We start from the raw sequence: 18,234 nt of genomic DNA, 5'->3' as shown, positions 1-18,234 counted from the left end.
GCGCAACAGCCTGAAACCCTTAGCCAATCCGATAATTCGGGCTCTCGCGAGTGATCTGCACATCATGCACATGGCTTTCCTTGAGGCCCGCGCCGGTAATCCGCACGAATTGGCAATTGTGGCGCATTTCCTCGACTGTGGCACAGCCGGTATAGCCCATCGCGGCCCGCAACCCGCCGACAAGCTGATGGATCACGCTGCCCGCAGCCCCCTTGTAGGGCACCTGCCCCTCGACCCCTTCGGGCACCAGCTTGTCGCTCGCCGCATCCTTCTGGAAATACCGATCCGCCGAGCCGCGCGCCATGGCGCCCAGACTGCCCATGCCGCGATAGGCCTTGAACGACCGCCCCTGATAGAGAATGACCTCACCGGGGCTCTCATCCGTGCCCGCCAGCATGCTGCCCACCATGGCACAGGAGGCGCCAGCCGCAATCGCCTTGGCGAAATCGCCCGAGAACTTGATCCCGCCATCGGCGATCACCGGCACGTCACCGGCGGCGCGCGCGCAGTCCATCACAGCGGTCAGCTGCGGCACACCCACGCCCGCGACCATCCGCGTGGTACAGATGCTGCCCGGGCCAATACCCACCTTGACCGCATCGGCCCCCGCCCCGATCAGGGCGCGCGTGGCCTCGGCGGTGGCAACATTGCCCGCCACCACCTGCACGGCATTGGTCAGCGCCTTGATCCGCTCGACAGCGCGCGCCACGCCCTCGGAATGGCCATGCGCGGTATCGATCACCACCATATCGACGCCCGCATCAATCAAAGCCTGCGACCGCTCGAACCCGGCATCGCCGACCGTCGAGGCCGCAGCCACCCGCAAGCGCCCCAGATCATCCTTGCACGCCGTCGGATTGAGCACCGCCTGTTCTGTGTCACGCAGCGTCAAGAGGCCCGTCAGCTTGCCCGACTTATCCGTCACCAGCAGTTTCTCGATCCGCCGCGCCTTCATCAGGCTCTTGGCCTCGTCGCGATCGGCAGGCTCTTGCAGGATCGCCAGATCGTTGCTTGTCATCATCACCCGCACCGGGGTGCGGTCATCCTCGGCAAAGCGCATGTCGCGATTGGTCACGATCCCGACCACGCGCCCTGTCTCATCCACCACCGGAAAGCCGGTGACGTTGTAACGGTCCTGCAGCGCCTTGGCATCGGCCAGCGTCTGATCGGGCGTGAGCGTGATCGGGTTATAGACGATCCCGCTCTCGAACCGTTTGACGCGGCGCACCTCGCGGGCCTGCTCCTCGATGGTCAGGTTGCGGTGAATCACCCCCATGCCGCCCGATTGCGCCATCGAAATCGCCATGCGCGCCTCGGTCACGGTATCCATGGCCGAGCTCAGTAGCGGGATGTTGAGCGTGATGGATTGCGTCACGCGCGTCCGTGTGTCCGCCGTATTGGGCAGCACAGTCGATGCCGCCGGCACCAGCAGAACATCATCAAAGGTGAGGGCCTCGCGAATCTCCATCGCATATCTCCATGGACAGCTCGTTTGGCGCTTCCCTATTGCATGGATAGGCTTGGGGTAAAAGGGCGATTCGACCTTTTATTCCGCGCGGTGCCGCCTCTGCCGCGGCTCCGGCACCGGGTCATGGCCACACTGTCCCCAAGGGTTGCAGCGCAGGATGCGCCAGCCCGCCAACAGGCCCCCGCGCAGCGCGCCGTGCTTCTCGAGCGCCTCCAGCGCATAATGGCTGCAGGTCGGGTGATAGCGGCAATGCCAGCCCACCCAGGGGCTCAGGATCAAACGATAGGCCCGGATAGGCAGCGCCAGCACATGCGCAAACGGGCTCATGCCCCGCCCGCCAGCTTGCGCAACGCGTAGCACAGGTCACGTCTGAGCGCGTCATAAGGGCGCGCGCCGGTCTCTTCCGCCTTGCCGATCAGCACATAATCCCAGCCGGGAATGCCCTGAGCAGGCAAGAGCTCGCGCGCCAATGCGCGCAGCCGCCGCTTGGCACGATTGCGCGCCACGGCATTGCCGACCTTCTTGGAGCAGGTAAATCCAACCCGGATTGCCAGATCACCATCGCGCCGGTCACGCCCCTGCACCAGCATGCTGCCTGTGCCCTGCCGCCGTGCACGCGCCGCCGCCAGAAAATCGGCGCGCTTGCGCAGCACCGTCCATTTCTGCGGATCATTTGATTGCGTCGGACATGACGAAACCGCCGGGGGCGTTGTCCCTGCATCGCTGCGAGGGGCCTCCGGCGGTATCATTGTCGTCTCGCAGTCGCGCGCGCTTATGCGCAGAGCGACTTGCGGCCCCGGGCGCGACGCGCGTTCAGGATCTTGCGGCCGGCTTTGGTGGCCATGCGCGCACGGAACCCGTGGCGATGCTTGCGAACGAGGTTCGAGGGTTGAAAGGTGCGTTTCATCGCTCCGTCTCCGACTTATTGGGCCACGCGTCTGAGGAATCGCGCAACGATCATATTTATCCGAAGCCCGTCCTATAGAGCGCCCCTTTTGCGGTGTCAAACCCCGGTCCGGGTATTTGCTACAAAAACATGCCGCAAACCCGCCCTCGAGTGTTACAAAGCCCGCATAACACAGGGTCAACGCGGCGTCATCCCATCACCCCTGATCACCCCCGCGTGAGGCCACTGGCGCCGGACGCTCCCAGCGTGCAACTAGGGTTCACAGGCCCAAAGCAGAGCGAGACGAGAGAGACCATGGATCACAGCACAGGCGAGAGCAAACCGACCAAACCCTCTATTGCGCGGCACCTGCCGCTGGCCGTCATCCTGATCGTGGCCCTGGTGGGCTTTCTCACCCTTCGCGATTACCTGACCTTTGATACTCTGCGCAACAACCGCGAGGCGCTCTTGGCCTATCGCGACGCCAATATCACCCTCATGGCATTGGCCTTCATCGCGATCTACTTCGTCATCGTCGCCTTTTCCCTGCCTGGTGCGGCGGTGGCCTCGGTCACGGGTGGCTTTCTCTTTGGCCTCGTGCTGGGCACCGGATTCAACGTGCTTGCCGCCTCTCTCGGGGCCTTTGCCATTTTTCTCGCGGCCCGCGCCGGACTGGGTCAGGTCCTGGCAACCAAGATCGAAACCTCCGACGGCACGCTCAAGCGGCTGAAACAGGGGCTGCATGACAATGAAATCAGCGTGCTCTTTCTCATGCGCCTCGTGCCCGCCGTGCCATTTTTCGTGGCCAATCTTCTGCCTGCCCTCGTGGGCGTGCGCTTTTTCAACTTCGCTTTCACCACGGTTCTCGGGATCATTCCGGGGGCCATCGTCTTTACCTGGATCGGCGTGGGCCTGGGTGAGGTCTTTGACCGCGGCGAGAATCCCGATCTTTCCCTCCTGTGGGAACCGCAGATCATCGGCCCTATTCTGGGGCTGAGCGCACTCGCCGCCCTGCCGATGATCCTCAAGGCCCTGCGTGGCAAAAAGGAAATCTGAACATGACACGACTAAAGACTGATCTTCTGGTCATCGGGGCCGGGTCTGGCGGCCTGTCCCTCGCCGCAGGTGCGGTGCAGATGGGGGCGAGCGTCATCCTGCTCGAAGGTCACAAGATGGGCGGCGATTGCCTCAACTTCGGCTGTGTGCCCTCCAAGGCGCTCATTGCCAGCGGCAAGACGGCCTATGCCCAGTCCCATGCCGCCCAATACGGCATCGCCAACCAGAGCCCCGAGGTGGACTATGCCGCCGCCAAGGATCACGTCGCCGATGTCATCGCCCAGATCGAGCCCGTTGACAGCCAGGAGCGCTTCGAAGGCTTGGGCGTGCGTGTGATCCGAGAGTATGGCGAGTTTATCTCGCCGACCGAGGTCAGGGCCGGGGATCACATCATCACCGCCCGCCGCGTCGTCATCGCCACCGGCTCCTCGCCTTTTGTCCCGCCCATCCCGGGGCTCGACACCGTGCCTTATGAAACCAACGAAACCCTCTTTGACCTGCGCGAGCGGCCCGATCACCTGCTCGTCGTCGGCGGCGGCCCCATCGGCATGGAAATGGCACAGGCGCACCGCCGCCTGGGCTGCGCCGTGACGGTGATCGAAGGGGCCAAGGTGCTCGGCAATGACGATCCGGAAATGGCCGCCGTCGTCATCGATCAATTCCGCGCCGAAGGCATCCAGATCGAAGAAGGCGCCATGGCCGCCGAAATTCGCGGCCAAACTGGCGCCATCGAGATTCACGCCAAGGACGGGCGCGTCTTCAAGGGCAGCCACCTGCTCATGGCCGTGGGCCGCAAGTCCAACACAGACCGCCTCAACCTCGACGCCGCTGGCATCGAGACCACCAAACGCGGCATCAAGGTCGACGCCTCAATGCGCACCACCAACCGCCGCGTCTATGCCATCGGCGATGTCGCGGGCGGGCTGCAATTCACCCATGTCGCAGGCTATCACGCAGGGCTCATCATCCGTCAGGCCCTCTTGGGCCTGCCCGCAAAAAACCGGACCGATCACATCCCTTGGGCCACCTATACCGATCCCGAACTGGCCCAGGTCGGGCTGACCGAGGCACAGGCGCGGCAGGAACATGGCGGCAATCTCGAAGTGGTCCGCTTCCATTACAACCACAACGACCGCGCCATCGCCGAACGCAAGACCGCCGGTCTGATCAAGGTCATGGTCGTGCGTGGCCGCCCCGTCGGCGTCTCTATCGCGGGCGCGCAGGCGGGAGAGTTGATCAACCTCTGGGCGCTCGTCCTCGCCAACGGGCTCAAGATGAAACACGTGGCCAATATGGTCGCCCCCTACCCGACGCTGGGTGAAATCAACAAACGCGCGGCCGGGGCCTATTTCTCGCCTCGTCTGTTTGACAGCGCGGGCGTCAAGCGTATCGTCGGCTTCGTGCAACGCTGGCTGCCCTGATCGCAGCCATCCTCGGGAGGGGACACCTTGCTCAACTCGCTCTCCGGGCGCTTCCTGATCCTGACGGCCATCTTCGTGATGCTGGCCGAGGTGCTGATCTTTGTCCCCTCCATCGCCCGTTTTCGCGAAGATTACCTGCTCACCCGTCTGGAACGCGCCCAGATCGCCTCGCTCGTGCTCTTGGCCGATGAAGAGGTGAACCCCGACCTGCAAGAAGAGCTCTTGCGCAACGCCGAGGTGTTCAACGTCGTGCTGCTGCGCGACGAGACGCGCCAGCTTGTCCTGTCTTCCCCCGTGCCCGAACCCATTTCCCAGACCTTCGACCTGCGCGAAGTCCGCGCCGTTACCCTGATCCGCGACGCGATGATGCGCCTTGTCACACCCGAGCGCCAGATCATCCGCATCATCGGCCAGCCGGTGCGTATGGGCGGGCTCCTGATCGAGATCACCCTCGACACCTCCGGCCTGCGCGCCGCGATGCTCGACTATGGCCTGCGCATCCTTTGGCTCTCGCTGGTGATTTCCATCTTTACCGCCGTGCTATTGTTCCTGGCCGTGCGCGTGACCCTCGTGAAACCGATCAAGCGGGTCGTCAGCGCAATGCAAGCCTATGCCGCCGCCCCCGAGGATGTGCGCCGCGTGCTGCGCCCCACCGCCCGTGTCAAGGAACTGCGCGAGGCCGAGGAAACGCTGCAATCGCTGCAGACCCAACTGACCGGCGCGCTCAAGCAAAAAGAGCATCTCGCCCAATTGGGCGGCGCCGTGGCCAAGGTCAATCACGACCTGCGCAATATCCTGACCTCAGCCCAGCTATTCACGGACCGGATCGAGACCAGCGAAGATCCCACCGTCAAACGCCTCGCGCCCAAGCTCATCAATTCCCTCACCCGCGCCGTGCATCTCTGCGAAGCCACCCTCGCCTATGGCAAGGCCGAAGAGCCGGGGCCGACCTTTGCCCGCCTGCACCTGGCCGATGTCGTGGCCGATGTGATCGAGAGCGAGCGCCTCGCCGCCGGTGACGCCGATGTCAGCTTTGCCGAGGATGTGCCGAATGATCTCGTCGTGCTGGCCGATGCCGAGCAGCTTTACCGCATCATCGGCAATCTCGTGCGCAACGCACGACAAGCCATCGTCAACAGCGGCCGCCCCGGCGAGATCAGCGTCATGGCCGACGAGGATCACGCCGAATGGATGATCCGCGTCGCCGACACCGGGCCGGGCCTGCCCGCACGGGCACGCGAACATCTCTTCAAACCCTTTCAGGGTGGCACCACCAAGGGCGGTAGCGGCCTTGGCCTGACCATCGCCGCCGAACTGGTGCGCGGTCATGGCGGCACGCTCATCCTCGAACGCAGCGACGCCACGGGCACGGCATTTTGCATCACCCTGCCCAAGGGAAATTTCGGTGCCCCGTCATAATTTCTTCCAAAACGCCCTTGCAATGCCCGACGCCAGAGTCTAATTGCTGCCCTCACGGACCGATAGCTCAGCTGGATAGAGTACTTGACTACGAATCAAGGGGTCGGGGGTTCGAATCCTCCTCGGTCCGCCACTTACCCCCTTGATCCTGCTGACATTCCCACACATCGCTGACCCTCTGTGCGGCGTCCGCGAAGGCGTAAATCCGCCCGCGCAAACGCCCGGTTTCTGGCCGCCTTGAACCTGTCGCGCCCCATCGAAACCACAGCCGTCCCGGGCTTGATCCGGGACCTCGCCGAGGCAGCGTCAACGCCCCAACCAGGGTGAATCCGACCAGACGCAATGCGCCAAAAACGAAACAATCCCGGCATCACACCGGGATTGCCCACGTTTTCACAACAATCAGGTTCGCCGTTCAGCGCACCAGCAATTGCGCCTCATGCCGCTTGAGCGAACGCCGCGCCGCTTGATAGGCTTCGATCCCCTCGACCGCGCGCAACTCCGGGAAGAGGTCATAGATCTCATCCCGTTGCGCCGCGCCCATGCCGTCCAGCACCTGCTCACCGGGCTGGAAGCTTTCGGTCCAGGTGCCGTTGGACAGAACCACCTCGTGCTGATCGCACATGAAGTGGATGTAGGTGGCCGCGCGGGTCTCTACCTGGCTCACGCCCTCGATCCCAACCAGATGCTTGGCTGCGGCCAACACCTCACGCTCCTCGAAATACAGCGCGGCACGATCCGAATTGAGCAGGATGCGGTGCTGCGGGCTCAGCAGCATATCGCGCTCCGGCAACCCATGCCCCAGCGATCCGGCGCGGATCAACACGGGCCGCAGATGCGGCGATTTCGCCAATTCTTCCCCGCTCAGCATCCGCTGACCGATCCAACGGATCTCCTGCAAACCGTTGTCGCGGGTGATCACCTTATCGCCGTCCTTCAACTCCTCCACCAGCTTTTCGCCACGCGGCGTGGCAATCGCCGTGCCGGGGGTAAAGCAAGGAATGAGGTTCTCGATCTCGCCAAAGACCAATGACCCCGTGACCGTGCCATCACGATCCTGGAAGTTGACCGTGCCCGACGTCGAATCACCATCCGCGTCGGTTGTCTGCCCGACGATCTCGAACCGACCAAGACCGCGCAGGTCCAGCGTGTCGAAATCATCTTCAACGCCGTCCGCCGTGCTATCACCGGTGCCACCATCAATTGTGTCACCCGCGCCAACATCAACGAACACATCGCGGTCATCGAGGCCAACAAGTCGATCTGCACCCAAACCACCGCTGATCGTATCATTGCCGGTGCCGCCGGTGATCGTGTCATCCCCCTGACCGCCAATCAAAGAATCGTCGCCGTCACCACCCACGATAAAATCGTCGTCAATGCCACCGTCGATCACATCATCCCCGGCACCGCCGAGAATTGTGTCGTCGTCGTCCTGACCAAAGATCGTGTCATTGCCGTCGCCGCCGTCGATCAGGTCCCGGCCATTGCCCGGCTCGGGATCGGTCGCATCGGGAATATTGATCGAGTCCGGAAAGCCTTCTTCCAGACCGCCAAAGATCGAATCGTCCCCGGCTCCGCCGTTGATCGTATCCGACCCCTCGCCACCGATCAGGGTGTCATTGCCATCATCGCCGTCGATCTGATCCGCATCAATGCCACCGTCGATCAGGTCCGCGCCGGCACCGCCGGAAATCGTATCCGCATCGTCACCGGTGGTGATCACATCATCGCCGTCGCCACCAAGCACCAGATCGCGGTCGTTCTCGGGATCGAGGTCGGCCGGCACCGTGGTGCCAAACCCAAGATCCGGCAAAGGCAGTGTCGACGTGGAGGTACCGGAATCAATGGTGTCATTGCCCGCGCCACCGTCAATCGTATCAGAGCCATCCTCGCCAAAGATCAGATCAGCCCCGTCAGCGCCGTCAACCTGATCATCGCCAACCCCGGCAAAGACCACGTCATCCCCGGCACCTGCGCGAATGCTGTCGTCATTCGGCGCCGCCCCCGGCAAGAGCGCGTCATCGTTGTCAACGAAATCGCCGTCCGGATCACCCGCATAGGCCAGATCGATCAGATCGCTTCCAGCGGTGCCATCCACAATCCCGTCGCGCGCCGGCGGCGGCGGCGGCGGGGCCACCCCCACCGTGACCGTCACAGTCGCGGTGTCCGTGCCACCATTGCCGTCCGAAATCGTGTAATCGAACGTATCCGTGCCGCTGAAACCCGCGTTGGGCGTATAGCTCACGGTGCCATCGCCATTGACGATCGTGGTGCCATTGGCTCCATCCGTGGCCCCTGTCACCGACAAGGTATCGAAATCCGCATCCGTGTCATTGGCCAGAACCGGAACAATCACTTCAGTCTCGAAATCCGTGGTCACGCCATCATCATTGACAGCATCCGGCGCGGTGTTGTCGGGCCGGATCAGATTTTCGATCTCGGCAAATGTCATGTCGCCGGTCACAGCCCCGTCGCTGCCCAGAAACTCGATCCGCCCCGAGGTGGAATTGCCATCGGCATCGGTGGTCTCATCCACCACCCGCAGCGGGCCAGCGCCGCGCAGATCGAGCGTGTCATTGTCCACGCCCGTGCTGCCGCCGTCGACCACATCGCCTGCCGTGCCGCCGATGATCAGATCCTCGTCGGCCCCGCCGCTGATGTTGTCCGCTCCGGCCCCACCGGTCAGCACATCATTGCCCGCCTCGCCCAAGAGCGTGTCGTCGCCTTCGTCACCGATCAGCGTGTCATTACCCGGCACGCCGGTATCGACCACACCGCCAGGCAGACCGAAATACACATCCGTCACGTTCAGACCGTCCGAGGTGCCATCTGCATCGGAATAGCGGATCACCAGTTGCGAGACAGGCCCCGCAATTGTCACCGTCAGGCTATGCGCCGCGCCGTCATCGGTGCCCGTACCCGCGCCCAACGCCTCTTCCGCGCTCAGAACCGTGACGGCAGAACCGCCAACCAGGGTTACGGGAATCAGATTGTCCGCCGCATCAAAAGCAAAGATCTGCACATGCTCTGTGCCATCCAGATCGTTGATGTTGAACGAAACATTCTCGACCTCGGACGAGAATTCGAGCTTGAGATCGGTAGAGCCCGGCGCCGCCAGATCCGCCGACAGCGAACTGTTGGGATCAGCCGGGGTGCCATCGGTGGTCACACCCGTCACATTCTGCGGAGTGTCGGCAAAGGTCGTGTCATCGGTCACAGTGCTGGTCAGCACCGAGAATGTCACATCGACCGAGCCGGTATTCTGTACAAAGCCAATGATCGGATCGCCCGCGTCGATCGGATCGGCATCGTTGGGGTCGGGCGCGCCGCTCCACTGGAACACTTCGCGCGCGCCTGCCGTTGGGTCAGGCGTGTCGCCCACCAACAGGTCATTGCCCGCGCCACCCTCAACAGAATCGCTGCCAGACCCGGCAAACACAGTGTCATTGCCCTCACCCGCAAGAATGGTGTCGTCGCCGCCAAACCCGTCAACAACGTCATCGTTGGACCCGTCCGTTGCGTCATTCGCGTCGATCCGATCCCCCTCGGGATCGCCCGTGTAGGCGATGTCAATGCGATTTCCGGTATTGTCACCGTCAACTCTGTTAATTGCCATGTTCCATCTCCCGTGCCTCGTCGACACATGCTTGCGACCCAGTTCAAAAATGCCTGCGTCGATCTCGACGATGCGAGACAAGAGCGACCGGCACAGAACCAAAAGGGAAGCAATGCCGGCACGGCATTACACAGCGGGACGAAACAGCCCAAAACTTCCAGTGATCGCGTTTGGCAGAAACGAGGATTGCGGCAGCTTTCCACGAAACATCGCGTCGGTTTTGTGCGGTCGCCCCCGCGACCTACAGACATGACCCCCCAGATGGGCTGACCTGACATTATCCTTTTGAATAGTCTGGCCCAAGTGGAATCTGGCACAAACGTGTTGAAAATACGCAGCTTGGGTTAATTCACGCCATGTTCTTGCCACAAATCAAACCACCATTGCGGTGCGAATGTTTCCGGTGAATCGGGCAAGAATCCGAAAACTCGCGAAAAAGTGAAAAAAAACTGAAAATAATAAAATGCAAAACACGCATAACGTGTATTTGTTTAAGACCCGAGAACAAAACCGCACGGACCCTACCACCGATAGTTTCCTGTGTCCAAAATAAGGCGGATCGAAAATTTCGGCAACAATGCACCATCCCAAGGCTTTCTGTTTCAGGACTGGAAACATCACTCTCCAAAGATAGCCACGAATCTCCGAATACCTGTGGATAACTACACCAGACAGCTTGGCAGAGGCCTGCATCACGCCTGCCGCCTTCGTGTTCGTCTTCGCATCAATGGGAATGGTGCCCCCACACGGACTCGAACCGCGGACCTACTGATTACAAATCAGTTGCTCTACCAGCTGAGCTATAGGGGCTTGCGCGCCTGATTATCCAAGCACTTCCGCCTCTGCAAGCGGAAATCGCGCGCTCAGGGCGTGATCACCTGCACGCCCTGCATGCGTTGGATCGTATAAATGTCCTCATCATAGAGTTCGCTCAGCGTGGCCACCAACGCGTCCGTCCATCCGGGCGCGTCCAACTCTTCCTCAATCGCCGCCTCATCGGCAAACTTATCCAGAAACGCCGCCACCACACGGCGCTTCTGCACCTCGGTCAGACCGGGATGCGACGCGAGGTAGCCGCGAAACCGCTCGCGCCCTGCCGGGGTCATGATCTCTTCGATCAGGCTGAACTCGCCGTCGAACGTAACCGTCGGATCAATGCCCGCCAGTTCCCGCACCACTTGGCTCCAGATCAGCGGCGTATCCTCGTTGCACCAAATCGTGATCGGAATATCGGGATGATGACTGCGCACCCGCGTGATCAGCTCGGACCAGCGCAGATCCGTGGCCGCGTACCCCCGCAAGAGCGCCTCGACCGTATCAAAATCCGTATCCTTCAGCAGCGGCGGCAGGAACGTCGCCGGATTGACCACGCCGATGAACAGCTCCAGGTGATCATCCGGGAACAACTGCCGAAACAGGTTCAACCGATGTTCGGCCGCGCCATAGAATACGCCACCATTCACCGCCATCTTGGGCGTGCCGAAAAACCCCGGATTGGACAGGACCAGCCGGTCCACCGCGCCGTCGTTGCTGATCGCATCCACCAGAACATCGCGCGCATCAGGCGCCAGACCCGCGTCCTGCGCGTGGTGCAATACGTCGCGCACCAAACGGCGATAGCGCTGCGGATCGGGAACATTGGTTCCATGGCGCGCCAGCATCTCGCGATTGCTGGACAGGCAGTTGATCAGCCTGTCCTCGTCGGTGTGATGGGCGCCTGCGTGAATGACAACCTGCATCCGTTTTCCGGTCTCTTGGATCATTGCCCCTCACTATACGGTCTTTGCGCCTGAGTGAAACAGCAATTGCCATGCCATCTGGACAAGTGAACCGTTCAGTTTATTATCTCCAAGGGGCCGCAACAGGAGCACGCCATGCAACTCACCGTCAACGGCACCGATCATTCCCTGGAGGGTCTCGAACCCGACATGCCGCTCCTCTGGGCGCTGCGCGACATCCTAGGTCTCACCGGGGTGAAATATGGCTGCGGCATCGCGCAATGCGGGGCCTGCACCGTGCATATCGACGGGGTTGCCACCCGCTCCTGTCAGGTGGCGGTGGGCGATGTCTGGGGACCTGTCACCACCATCGAGGGGCTTGGCACACCCGAGGCCCTCCATCCGGTGCAAGCCGCGTGGATCACGCATCAGGTGGCGCAATGTGGCTACTGCCAATCCGGCCAGATCATGCAGGCCGCAAGCCTGCTGAGTGAGAGCCCAAATCCCACCGACACCGAGATTGACGATGCCATGTCCGGCAATCTCTGTCGCTGCGGTACCTATCCACGCATCCGCGAGGCCGTAAAGACCGCCGCCCGCAACCTCCGGGGCATCTGACCCATGGGCCGCGTCAAAACCATCGCCCGCCGCACATTCCTGATAGGCTCCGCCGCGATTGCGGGCGGCGTGGCCTTCGGCGTCTGGCGTTACAAGACGCCCTATGCCAACCCGCTCCTTTCCGACCTGCCCGAGGGGGCGGCGGCCCTCACGCCCTATGTGCTGATCACATCTGACGCGATCACCCTCATCACCCCCCGCGCCGATAAGGGCCAAGGGGCGATCTCCGTTCAAGCCGCGCTCATCGCCGAAGAGCTTGATGTAGATCTGGACCAGATCAAGACCGATCCCGGCCCCCCCAGCCCCGCCTATTACAACACCGCCCTTGCAGGCGATGCCGTGCCCTTCCGCGCCACCGACGATAGCTGGTTGGCCCAAACCACACGAAGCCTGGCCGATGCCCCGATGAAATTTCTGGGCATGCAGATCACCGGCGGCTCCACCACCGTCCCCGATGGGTTTGACAAACTGCGCCATGCCGGGGCCGTGGCCCGCGAAACGCTCAAGGCCACCGCCGCCCGGCTGCATACCCTCTCCGCAACGGATTTACGCACCGAACGCGGCGCGGTGATCCTGCCCGACGGCACGCGCCTCAGTTACCAGAGCCTTGCAGCCGAGGCGGCAAACACCGATGCTGTTACCGATGTCACCCTGCGCGCTCCCTCCGACTGGCGCCTCCTCGGTCAACCGATGCAGCGGATCGACATCGTCGCAAAATCCACCGGCACGCAGGACTACGGCATCGACGTGACGCGCCCCGACATGGCCCATGCCGCCCTCCGCCTCAACCCCGCCATCGGCGGCGCACGCCTCAGCCATGATCCCACCCCCGCCCTCGCCATGCGCGGCGTGATCAAGGTGGTGGCCCTGCCCGACGGCGTCGCCGTGATCGCCGACAACACATGGCGCGCGATGCGGGCGGTCGCCGCCATTCCCGTCGAATGGGGCCCCGCCCAAATTCCGCCCGAGATGGACACCCATTGGCAAACCCTCTCCGACAGCTTCACCCCCGACCGCCAAGACAGCCAATTCCGCGACGCGGGCGATGTGGAAACCGCCCTCTCCGACGGCACCGATCTGACGGTCGAATACCGCGCCCCCTACCTCGCCCACGCCCCGCTAGAACCGCTCAACGCAACCGTTCTCTACACACCCGACCGGGTCGACATCTGGACCGGTACCCAGGTGCCGCGCTTTGTACAAAATAACGTGGCAAAGCTTACAGACCTTACGCCCGACGCAATCCACGTTCACGCCCTGATGATCGGCGGCAGCTTTGGCCACCGGCTCGAGGATGAGGTCACGCGCCACGCCACCCGCATCGCGATGGAATTGCCGGGGCGGCCGGTGAAACTGACCTATTCGCGCAAAGAGGACATGACCCACGACTTTCCCCGCCAGATCGCACTGGCGCGTGGGCGGGGCCGGGTCGCGAATGGTCAGGTTGCGGCCTATGATCTGGGCATCGCCATGCCCTCGGTTCTTTCGTCACAAATGGGGCGCCAGAGCATCCCCGCACCGGGGCCAGACCTGCAAATCGTGGCCGGAGCATGGGATCAACCCTTTGATATTCCACACTATCGCGTGACGGGCTACCGCACGCCTGAATTGGCACCAATCTCGTCTTGGCGCTCGGTGGGGGCGTCGTCCAACGGGTTCTTCCACGACAGCCTGCTTGACGAACTGATCCACGCCGCCGGGGCCGATCCGCTGGCCGAGCGCCTGCGCCTGTGCAATCACACCCCCTCGCGAAAGGTGCTGGAGGCCGTGGGCGAGATGTCCAACTGGGGCAGCCCCCTTGCCCCGAACCAGGGGCGCGGCGTGGCCTTCTGCCTGTCCTTCGGCGTGCCCTGCGCGCAGGTGGTCGAGGTCACGAACACCGACAACGGTCTCCGCCTCGACCACGTCTATGTCGCCGCCGATGTGGGCCGTATCCTCGATCCGATCAACTTCGAAGGGCTGGTCAAGGGCGGCGTGATCTTTGGTCTGGGCCATGCGATACACGCCGAGATCACCTACGCGGGCGGCGCGGCAGAGCAGAGTAATTTCGATACATTTCAATCGCTTCGCCTCTACCAATGCCCCGAAATTACCGTGCGCGGACTAGAAAACGGAACGCGGATCAAGGGCATCGGTGAGCCCCCTGTGCCCCCCGCCGCACCCGCGCTGGCCAATGCGATCTTTGCCGCCACAGGCCGACGCCTGCGCGAAATGCCCTTCGACAAATTCGTTACATTCATCTGAGCGCCCCTTGCCCCTGCCCGCGCCCGGTGCTTGAACAAGCACCATGCCGATCCATGCGACCACCCTCCTGCTGCTGATACTCTCCGCCCTCTCCGGCTTTGCGGGTCAGGCCATCGGCCTGCCCTTGCCTTTTATGCTGGGCCCATTGGCCATATCGGCCTTCATCGCCACCGCCCTGCCAAAACGCCTGCCAACAAGCTACCGCTTTCCCCAGAAACTGCGGCTCATGTTCATTGCCATCATCGGCCTCATGATCGGCGCGCAAGTGACACCAGCCCTCTTCACCGAGGCCCATCACTACGCGCTAACCTTTGGCGCAGTCACGCTTTTCGTCGGCCTGGCTCATGCCATGGGCTATACTATCTTTCGCCGCCTCGGCGGCTATGACCCCACCACCGCCTTTTACGCAAGCACCCCCGGCGGGCTCTATGAGAGCATCGAATTGGGCGAGGCGGCAGGCGCCGACGTGACCCGCCTGATGATGCAACAATTCCTGCGCATCATCGTCGTGGTGACGGCCCTGCCCCTTGGCCTCTCGCTCTGGCTGGGGGCACCCGTGGGCAGCTCAGCGGGCATGACCATGGCGCGCCCCGATGTGCCTTGGTCCGACCTGCCGCTGATCGCACTGGCGGGGCTGGGGGGTTTGGGTCTGGGCCATGTGCTGCGCCTACCCGCCGGGCAGATGACCGGGCCGATGGCCCTTGCGGCGGCGCTGTCGCTCACCGGATGGCTTAGCTTCGACATACCGCAATGGCTTGTAAACATAGCGCAAATCGTGCTCGGCACGGCGCTTGGGATGCGGTTTACCGGGCTCAGCCGTCGCCTCTTGCTGCGCGGGACAGCGCTCGCCATGACGGCGGTGGGGGCGATGCTGACGCTGGGCGTCGGGTTGGCAATCCTCCTGCATGAGATGACCGGCGAGGCGGTGGACGTGTTGCTGATTACCCTCGCCCCCGGCGGCGTCACCGAAATGGCCCTCGTCGCCCTGAGCCTTCATGCCAACCCGGCCTTCGTGACGATCCACCATATCTACCGCATCGTGCTTACCGTGCTGACGCTCGGGATGATCACCCGCTGGCGACAACGCAAGGGCTAAGCCCGGATATGAGTATTTATGCCAAGAAGAAACTCAGACAGTCTTTGACAGGTCGGAGCGCAGAGGGTATTTGAACGTATGTTCATTTAAATAGGCGAGGGCACCATGCGCATAGAGGATACAGCCGCGATCATCACCGGCGGCGCGTCAGGGCTGGGCGAGGCAACCGCCCGCCATTTTCGCAGCCTTGGCGCAGAGGTGACACTGTTTGACCGCGATGCAGAGCGCGGAGCCGCCATCGCCGCCGAAATCGGCGCGCATTTCGCGGCCACCGATGTCACGGATGAGGCCTCCGTTGCAGCCGCGATCGCAGCCGCCACATCCGCCATGGGGCGGATCACGGCGGTGGTAAACTGTGCTGGCATCGCCACCGGAGCCAAGGTGCTGGGACGCGATGGCCCTCACCCGCTCGACCTGTTTCGACGCACGCTCGACATCAACCTCGTGGGCTCGTTCAACGTGGCACGCCTTGCGGCGGCGGAAATGGCAAAGAACGCCCCCGACGCGGATGGCGCACGCGGTGTGATCATCAACACCGCCTCCATCGCCGCCTTTGACGGGCAGAAGGGTCAGGCCGCCTATGCCGCCTCCAAGGGCGGGATCGTCGGCCTGTCGCTGCCCATGGCCCGCGATCTCGCGCGCGAGGGGATTCGCGTCATGGCGATTGCCCCCGGCACCTTCGCCACGCCGATGCTGCGCGGCCTGCCGCAAGAGGTACAGGACAGTCTCGCCGCAGAGGTGACATTCCCAAAACGTCTCGGCGATCCGGTGGAATATGCCCGGCTTGCGGCCTTTATCATCAACTGTGGCTATCTCAACGGCGAAGTGATCCGCCTCGATGGCGCGCTACGGATGCAGTAATCAGCCCTCGGCACGCTCAGCCAGGGCCAGCCATTCCTCTTCCGCCTCTTCCAAGGCGCTTTGCCGCGTTGTCAGCGCCTCGGTCGCCTTCTTGAACTTGAGCGGCTCGCGAGTAAAGAGCGCGGGGTCCGAGAGCAGGTCCTCAAGCTTCCCAATCTCGGCCGTCAGCCGCTCCATCAGAGCGGGCAACTCCTCGAGCCGGTGCTTCTCGGTAAAACTGAGGCGCGTAGCGGCAGGCTTTGATTGCTTCACCTCCGGGGCTTTAGCTACTGTTTTATCAACCTTTTTACCGGCCTCAGCCGCCCCGTCCACGCCCCGCTGCGCGCGGTAATCCGACCACCCCCCGGCATAGGTCGTGGCCCGCCCATCCCCCTCCATCGCGATGGTCGTGGTCGCCACGCGATCCAGGAAATCACGGTCATGGCTGACCAATAGGACGGTGCCGTCAAAATCGTCCAGCAACTCTTGCAGCAGATCCAGTGTCTCGATGTCGAGATCGTTGGTCGGTTCGTCCAGCACCAGCAGATTGCTTTCGCGCGCCATGAGTTTCGCCAGCAAAAGCCGCGCTTTCTCGCCCCCCGAGAGCGATTTGACCGGTGCGCGCGCCTGCCGCTCGTCAAAGAGGAAATCCTTGAGATAAGCCACCACATGCCGCGGCTGCCCGCGCACCAAAACCTGATCCGCCTGCCCGGATACCCGCATCTCGGCATCCCCCGTCAGGCTCTCCCACAGGGTCATCTCGGGGTCAAGTTGCGCGCGCGCCTGATCGAACACCGCCGGCATCAGATTGGTGCCATGGGTCACGGTGCCACTGTCAGGCGCGATCTCTTGGAGCAGCATCTTGAGCAGCGTTGTCTTGCCCACGCCGTTGGGGCCGACAAAGGCCACGCGATCCCCGCGCAGGATCTTGATGCTAAATTTCTCAAGGATGAGCTTGTCGCCATAAGCCTTTGAAATATCAACAGCCTCGATCACCTTGCGGCCCGACGTCGGGCCAGAGTCGAACGCCATTGCCGCCGTACCCTGCCGCCTGATCTGGCTGCTGCGCTCGGCCCGCAATTCAGCCAACGCGCGCACCCGGCCCTGATTGCGCTTGCGCCGCGCGCTGATGCCTTCGACGGCCCATCGCGCCTCGGACTTGATCTTGCGGTCAAGCTTGTGGCGCTGCTGATCCTCATCATCCCAAACCTTGTCACGCCAAGCTTCGAAATGCTCGAAACCCTTTTCCTGCCGTCGCGTCATTCCCCTGTCAATCCAGAGGGTTGCGCGTGTCAGTTCACGCAAAAATGCGCGGTCATGGCTGATCAGAACAAAGCCTTTGCGCGTCTCGCGCAGCTCATTTTCCAGCCAGGCAATCGCCTCGATATCCAGATGGTTGGTCGGCTCGTCCAGCAGCATCAGATCCGGGGCCTCGGCCATCAGCTTGGCCAAGGCCGCCCGTCGCCGCTCACCGCCCGACGCCGTGCTGACCGGGCGCGCGGGATCGAATTTCAGCCCCTCACCCGCCATCTCGACACGGTAGGTCTCGGCGGGGTCCAACTGGCTTGCGGCATAGTCACCCAAGGTCGTGAACCCGACCATATCAGGCTCTTGCTCCATGTAGCCCACGTTCACGCCGGGCGTGACGATCCGCAATCCACGATCCGGCTCGACCAGGCCGGCCATCACCTTCATCAGCGTGGATTTGCCCGACCCGTTGCGCCCCACAAGCGCCACCCGATCTCCGGGCTGCACCACAAGCGAGAGATCATGAAACACAGGCTCACCTCCAAAGGTGAGCGAAATGTCGGTGAGCTGTAAAAGAGGTGCGCGTGCCATGGGCGCGGGC

The 18,234-nt window shown here is 62.7% G+C and carries 14 protein-coding genes and 2 tRNA genes; 8 read left to right on the top strand and 8 right to left on the bottom strand.

What is annotated here, in order from left to right:
- Nucleotides 1-19: 19 nt before the first annotated feature.
- The 4 genes from guaB to rpmH all read right to left on the bottom strand — a co-directional run bounded on the left by guaB (nucleotide 20) and on the right by rpmH (nucleotide 2,375).
- On the bottom strand, nucleotides 20-1,468 hold the full coding sequence (guaB, locus tag ROSMUC_RS08130) for an IMP dehydrogenase (protein WP_037271542.1): 1,449 nt from the start codon (nucleotides 1,466-1,468) through the stop codon (nucleotides 20-22).
- A 78-nt stretch (nucleotides 1,469-1,546) separates the two neighbouring features.
- The gene (gene yidD / locus ROSMUC_RS08125) at nucleotides 1,547-1,795 is read right to left on the bottom strand and encodes a membrane protein insertion efficiency factor YidD (RefSeq protein WP_037271540.1); all 249 of its coding nucleotides are present in this window, start codon (nucleotides 1,793-1,795) and stop codon (nucleotides 1,547-1,549) included.
- On the bottom strand, nucleotides 1,792-2,217 hold the full coding sequence (gene rnpA / locus ROSMUC_RS08120; RefSeq protein WP_037271537.1) for a ribonuclease P protein component: 426 nt from the start codon (nucleotides 2,215-2,217) through the stop codon (nucleotides 1,792-1,794). The genes yidD and rnpA overlap by 4 nt, the downstream gene beginning before the upstream one ends.
- 23 nt (nucleotides 2,218-2,240) lie before the next feature.
- Complete coding sequence (rpmH, locus tag ROSMUC_RS08115) at nucleotides 2,241-2,375, bottom strand: 50S ribosomal protein L34 (protein WP_008281032.1); 135 nt, start codon at nucleotides 2,373-2,375, stop codon at nucleotides 2,241-2,243.
- A 294-nt stretch (nucleotides 2,376-2,669) separates the two neighbouring features.
- On the opposite strand from rpmH, the gene ROSMUC_RS08110 reads away from it, so the two are divergent.
- The 4 genes from ROSMUC_RS08110 to ROSMUC_RS08095 all read left to right on the top strand — a co-directional run bounded on the left by ROSMUC_RS08110 (nucleotide 2,670) and on the right by ROSMUC_RS08095 (nucleotide 6,383).
- A complete protein-coding gene (locus tag ROSMUC_RS08110) occupies nucleotides 2,670-3,410 on the top strand; it encodes a TVP38/TMEM64 family protein (protein ID WP_037271534.1) in 741 nt (246 codons plus the stop codon).
- Between the two features lie 2 nt (nucleotides 3,411-3,412).
- Nucleotides 3,413-4,831, top strand: a complete 1,419-nt coding sequence (locus ROSMUC_RS08105; protein ID WP_037271532.1) for a dihydrolipoyl dehydrogenase family protein — start codon at nucleotides 3,413-3,415, stop codon at nucleotides 4,829-4,831.
- A gap of 27 nt (nucleotides 4,832-4,858) precedes the next feature.
- The gene (locus ROSMUC_RS08100; RefSeq protein ID WP_037271529.1) at nucleotides 4,859-6,250 is read left to right on the top strand and encodes a sensor histidine kinase; all 1,392 of its coding nucleotides are present in this window, start codon (nucleotides 4,859-4,861) and stop codon (nucleotides 6,248-6,250) included.
- Nucleotides 6,251-6,306: 56 nt separating this feature from the next.
- Nucleotides 6,307-6,383: transfer RNA gene (locus ROSMUC_RS08095), tRNA-Arg, on the top strand.
- A 282-nt stretch (nucleotides 6,384-6,665) separates the two neighbouring features.
- Here ROSMUC_RS08095 and ROSMUC_RS08090 read toward each other — a convergent pair.
- From ROSMUC_RS08090 to ROSMUC_RS08080, 3 genes are all read right to left on the bottom strand, one after another.
- Nucleotides 6,666-9,869, bottom strand: a complete 3,204-nt coding sequence (locus ROSMUC_RS08090) for a Hint domain-containing protein (RefSeq protein ID WP_245875143.1) — start codon at nucleotides 9,867-9,869, stop codon at nucleotides 6,666-6,668.
- 734 nt (nucleotides 9,870-10,603) lie between these two features.
- Nucleotides 10,604-10,679: transfer RNA gene (locus ROSMUC_RS08085), tRNA-Thr, on the bottom strand.
- A 53-nt stretch (nucleotides 10,680-10,732) separates the two neighbouring features.
- Nucleotides 10,733-11,632, bottom strand: coding sequence for a hypothetical protein (locus tag ROSMUC_RS08080; protein WP_052115290.1), 900 nt, complete (start codon nucleotides 11,630-11,632; stop codon nucleotides 10,733-10,735).
- A 111-nt stretch (nucleotides 11,633-11,743) separates the two neighbouring features.
- Between ROSMUC_RS08080 and ROSMUC_RS08075 the strand changes: the two genes are divergently transcribed.
- The 4 genes from ROSMUC_RS08075 (at nucleotide 11,744) to ROSMUC_RS08060 (ending at nucleotide 16,406) form a co-directional block, all read left to right on the top strand.
- Nucleotides 11,744-12,205 (top strand): (2Fe-2S)-binding protein, encoded by a 462-nt coding sequence (locus tag ROSMUC_RS08075; protein WP_037271527.1) that lies wholly within the window; start codon nucleotides 11,744-11,746, stop codon nucleotides 12,203-12,205.
- Nucleotides 12,206-12,208: 3 nt separating this feature from the next.
- Entirely contained in the window at nucleotides 12,209-14,449 is a 2,241-nt protein-coding gene (locus ROSMUC_RS08070) for a xanthine dehydrogenase family protein molybdopterin-binding subunit (RefSeq protein WP_037271524.1), read from the top strand.
- A gap of 43 nt (nucleotides 14,450-14,492) precedes the next feature.
- Nucleotides 14,493-15,545, top strand: coding sequence for an AbrB family transcriptional regulator (locus ROSMUC_RS08065; RefSeq protein ID WP_037271522.1), 1,053 nt, complete (start codon nucleotides 14,493-14,495; stop codon nucleotides 15,543-15,545).
- A gap of 105 nt (nucleotides 15,546-15,650) precedes the next feature.
- Nucleotides 15,651-16,406 (top strand): SDR family NAD(P)-dependent oxidoreductase, encoded by a 756-nt coding sequence (locus ROSMUC_RS08060; protein WP_037271519.1) that lies wholly within the window; start codon nucleotides 15,651-15,653, stop codon nucleotides 16,404-16,406.
- On the opposite strand, the gene ROSMUC_RS08055 is transcribed toward ROSMUC_RS08060, so the two are convergent.
- A complete protein-coding gene (locus ROSMUC_RS08055; protein ID WP_037271516.1) occupies nucleotides 16,407-18,224 on the bottom strand; it encodes an ABC-F family ATP-binding cassette domain-containing protein in 1,818 nt (605 codons plus the stop codon).
- Nucleotides 18,225-18,234 lie beyond the last annotated feature (10 nt).

The sequence above is a fragment of the Roseovarius mucosus DSM 17069 genome, from assembly GCF_000768555.3.
GTDB lineage: Bacteria > Pseudomonadota > Alphaproteobacteria > Rhodobacterales > Rhodobacteraceae > Roseovarius > Roseovarius mucosus.
Note: the sequence above shows the minus strand (reverse complement) of the source record. Positions and strands in the feature narration are given on the sequence as shown.

Excerpts from the sequence above, each read along its gene's own strand:
- guaB (WP_037271542.1), bottom strand. The coding sequence starts at position 1,468 with ATGGAGATTCGCGAGGCCCTCACCTTTGATGATGTTCTGCTGGTGCCG.
- yidD (WP_037271540.1), bottom strand. The coding sequence starts at position 1,795 with ATGAGCCCGTTTGCGCATGTGCTGGCGCTGCCTATCCGGGCCTATCGT.
- rnpA (WP_037271537.1), bottom strand. The coding sequence starts at position 2,217 with ATGATACCGCCGGAGGCCCCTCGCAGCGATGCAGGGACAACGCCCCCG.
- rpmH (WP_008281032.1), bottom strand. The coding sequence starts at position 2,375 with ATGAAACGCACCTTTCAACCCTCGAACCTCGTTCGCAAGCATCGCCAC.
- ROSMUC_RS08110 (WP_037271534.1), top strand. The coding sequence starts at position 2,670 with ATGGATCACAGCACAGGCGAGAGCAAACCGACCAAACCCTCTATTGCG.
- ROSMUC_RS08105 (WP_037271532.1), top strand. The coding sequence starts at position 3,413 with ATGACACGACTAAAGACTGATCTTCTGGTCATCGGGGCCGGGTCTGGC.
- ROSMUC_RS08090 (WP_245875143.1), bottom strand. The coding sequence starts at position 9,869 with ATGGCAATTAACAGAGTTGACGGTGACAATACCGGAAATCGCATTGAC.
- ROSMUC_RS08080 (WP_052115290.1), bottom strand. The coding sequence starts at position 11,632 with ATGATCCAAGAGACCGGAAAACGGATGCAGGTTGTCATTCACGCAGGC.
- ROSMUC_RS08075 (WP_037271527.1), top strand. The coding sequence starts at position 11,744 with ATGCAACTCACCGTCAACGGCACCGATCATTCCCTGGAGGGTCTCGAA.
- ROSMUC_RS08070 (WP_037271524.1), top strand. The coding sequence starts at position 12,209 with ATGGGCCGCGTCAAAACCATCGCCCGCCGCACATTCCTGATAGGCTCC.
- ROSMUC_RS08065 (WP_037271522.1), top strand. The coding sequence starts at position 14,493 with ATGCCGATCCATGCGACCACCCTCCTGCTGCTGATACTCTCCGCCCTC.
- ROSMUC_RS08060 (WP_037271519.1), top strand. The coding sequence starts at position 15,651 with ATGCGCATAGAGGATACAGCCGCGATCATCACCGGCGGCGCGTCAGGG.
- ROSMUC_RS08055 (WP_037271516.1), bottom strand. The coding sequence starts at position 18,224 with ATGGCACGCGCACCTCTTTTACAGCTCACCGACATTTCGCTCACCTTT.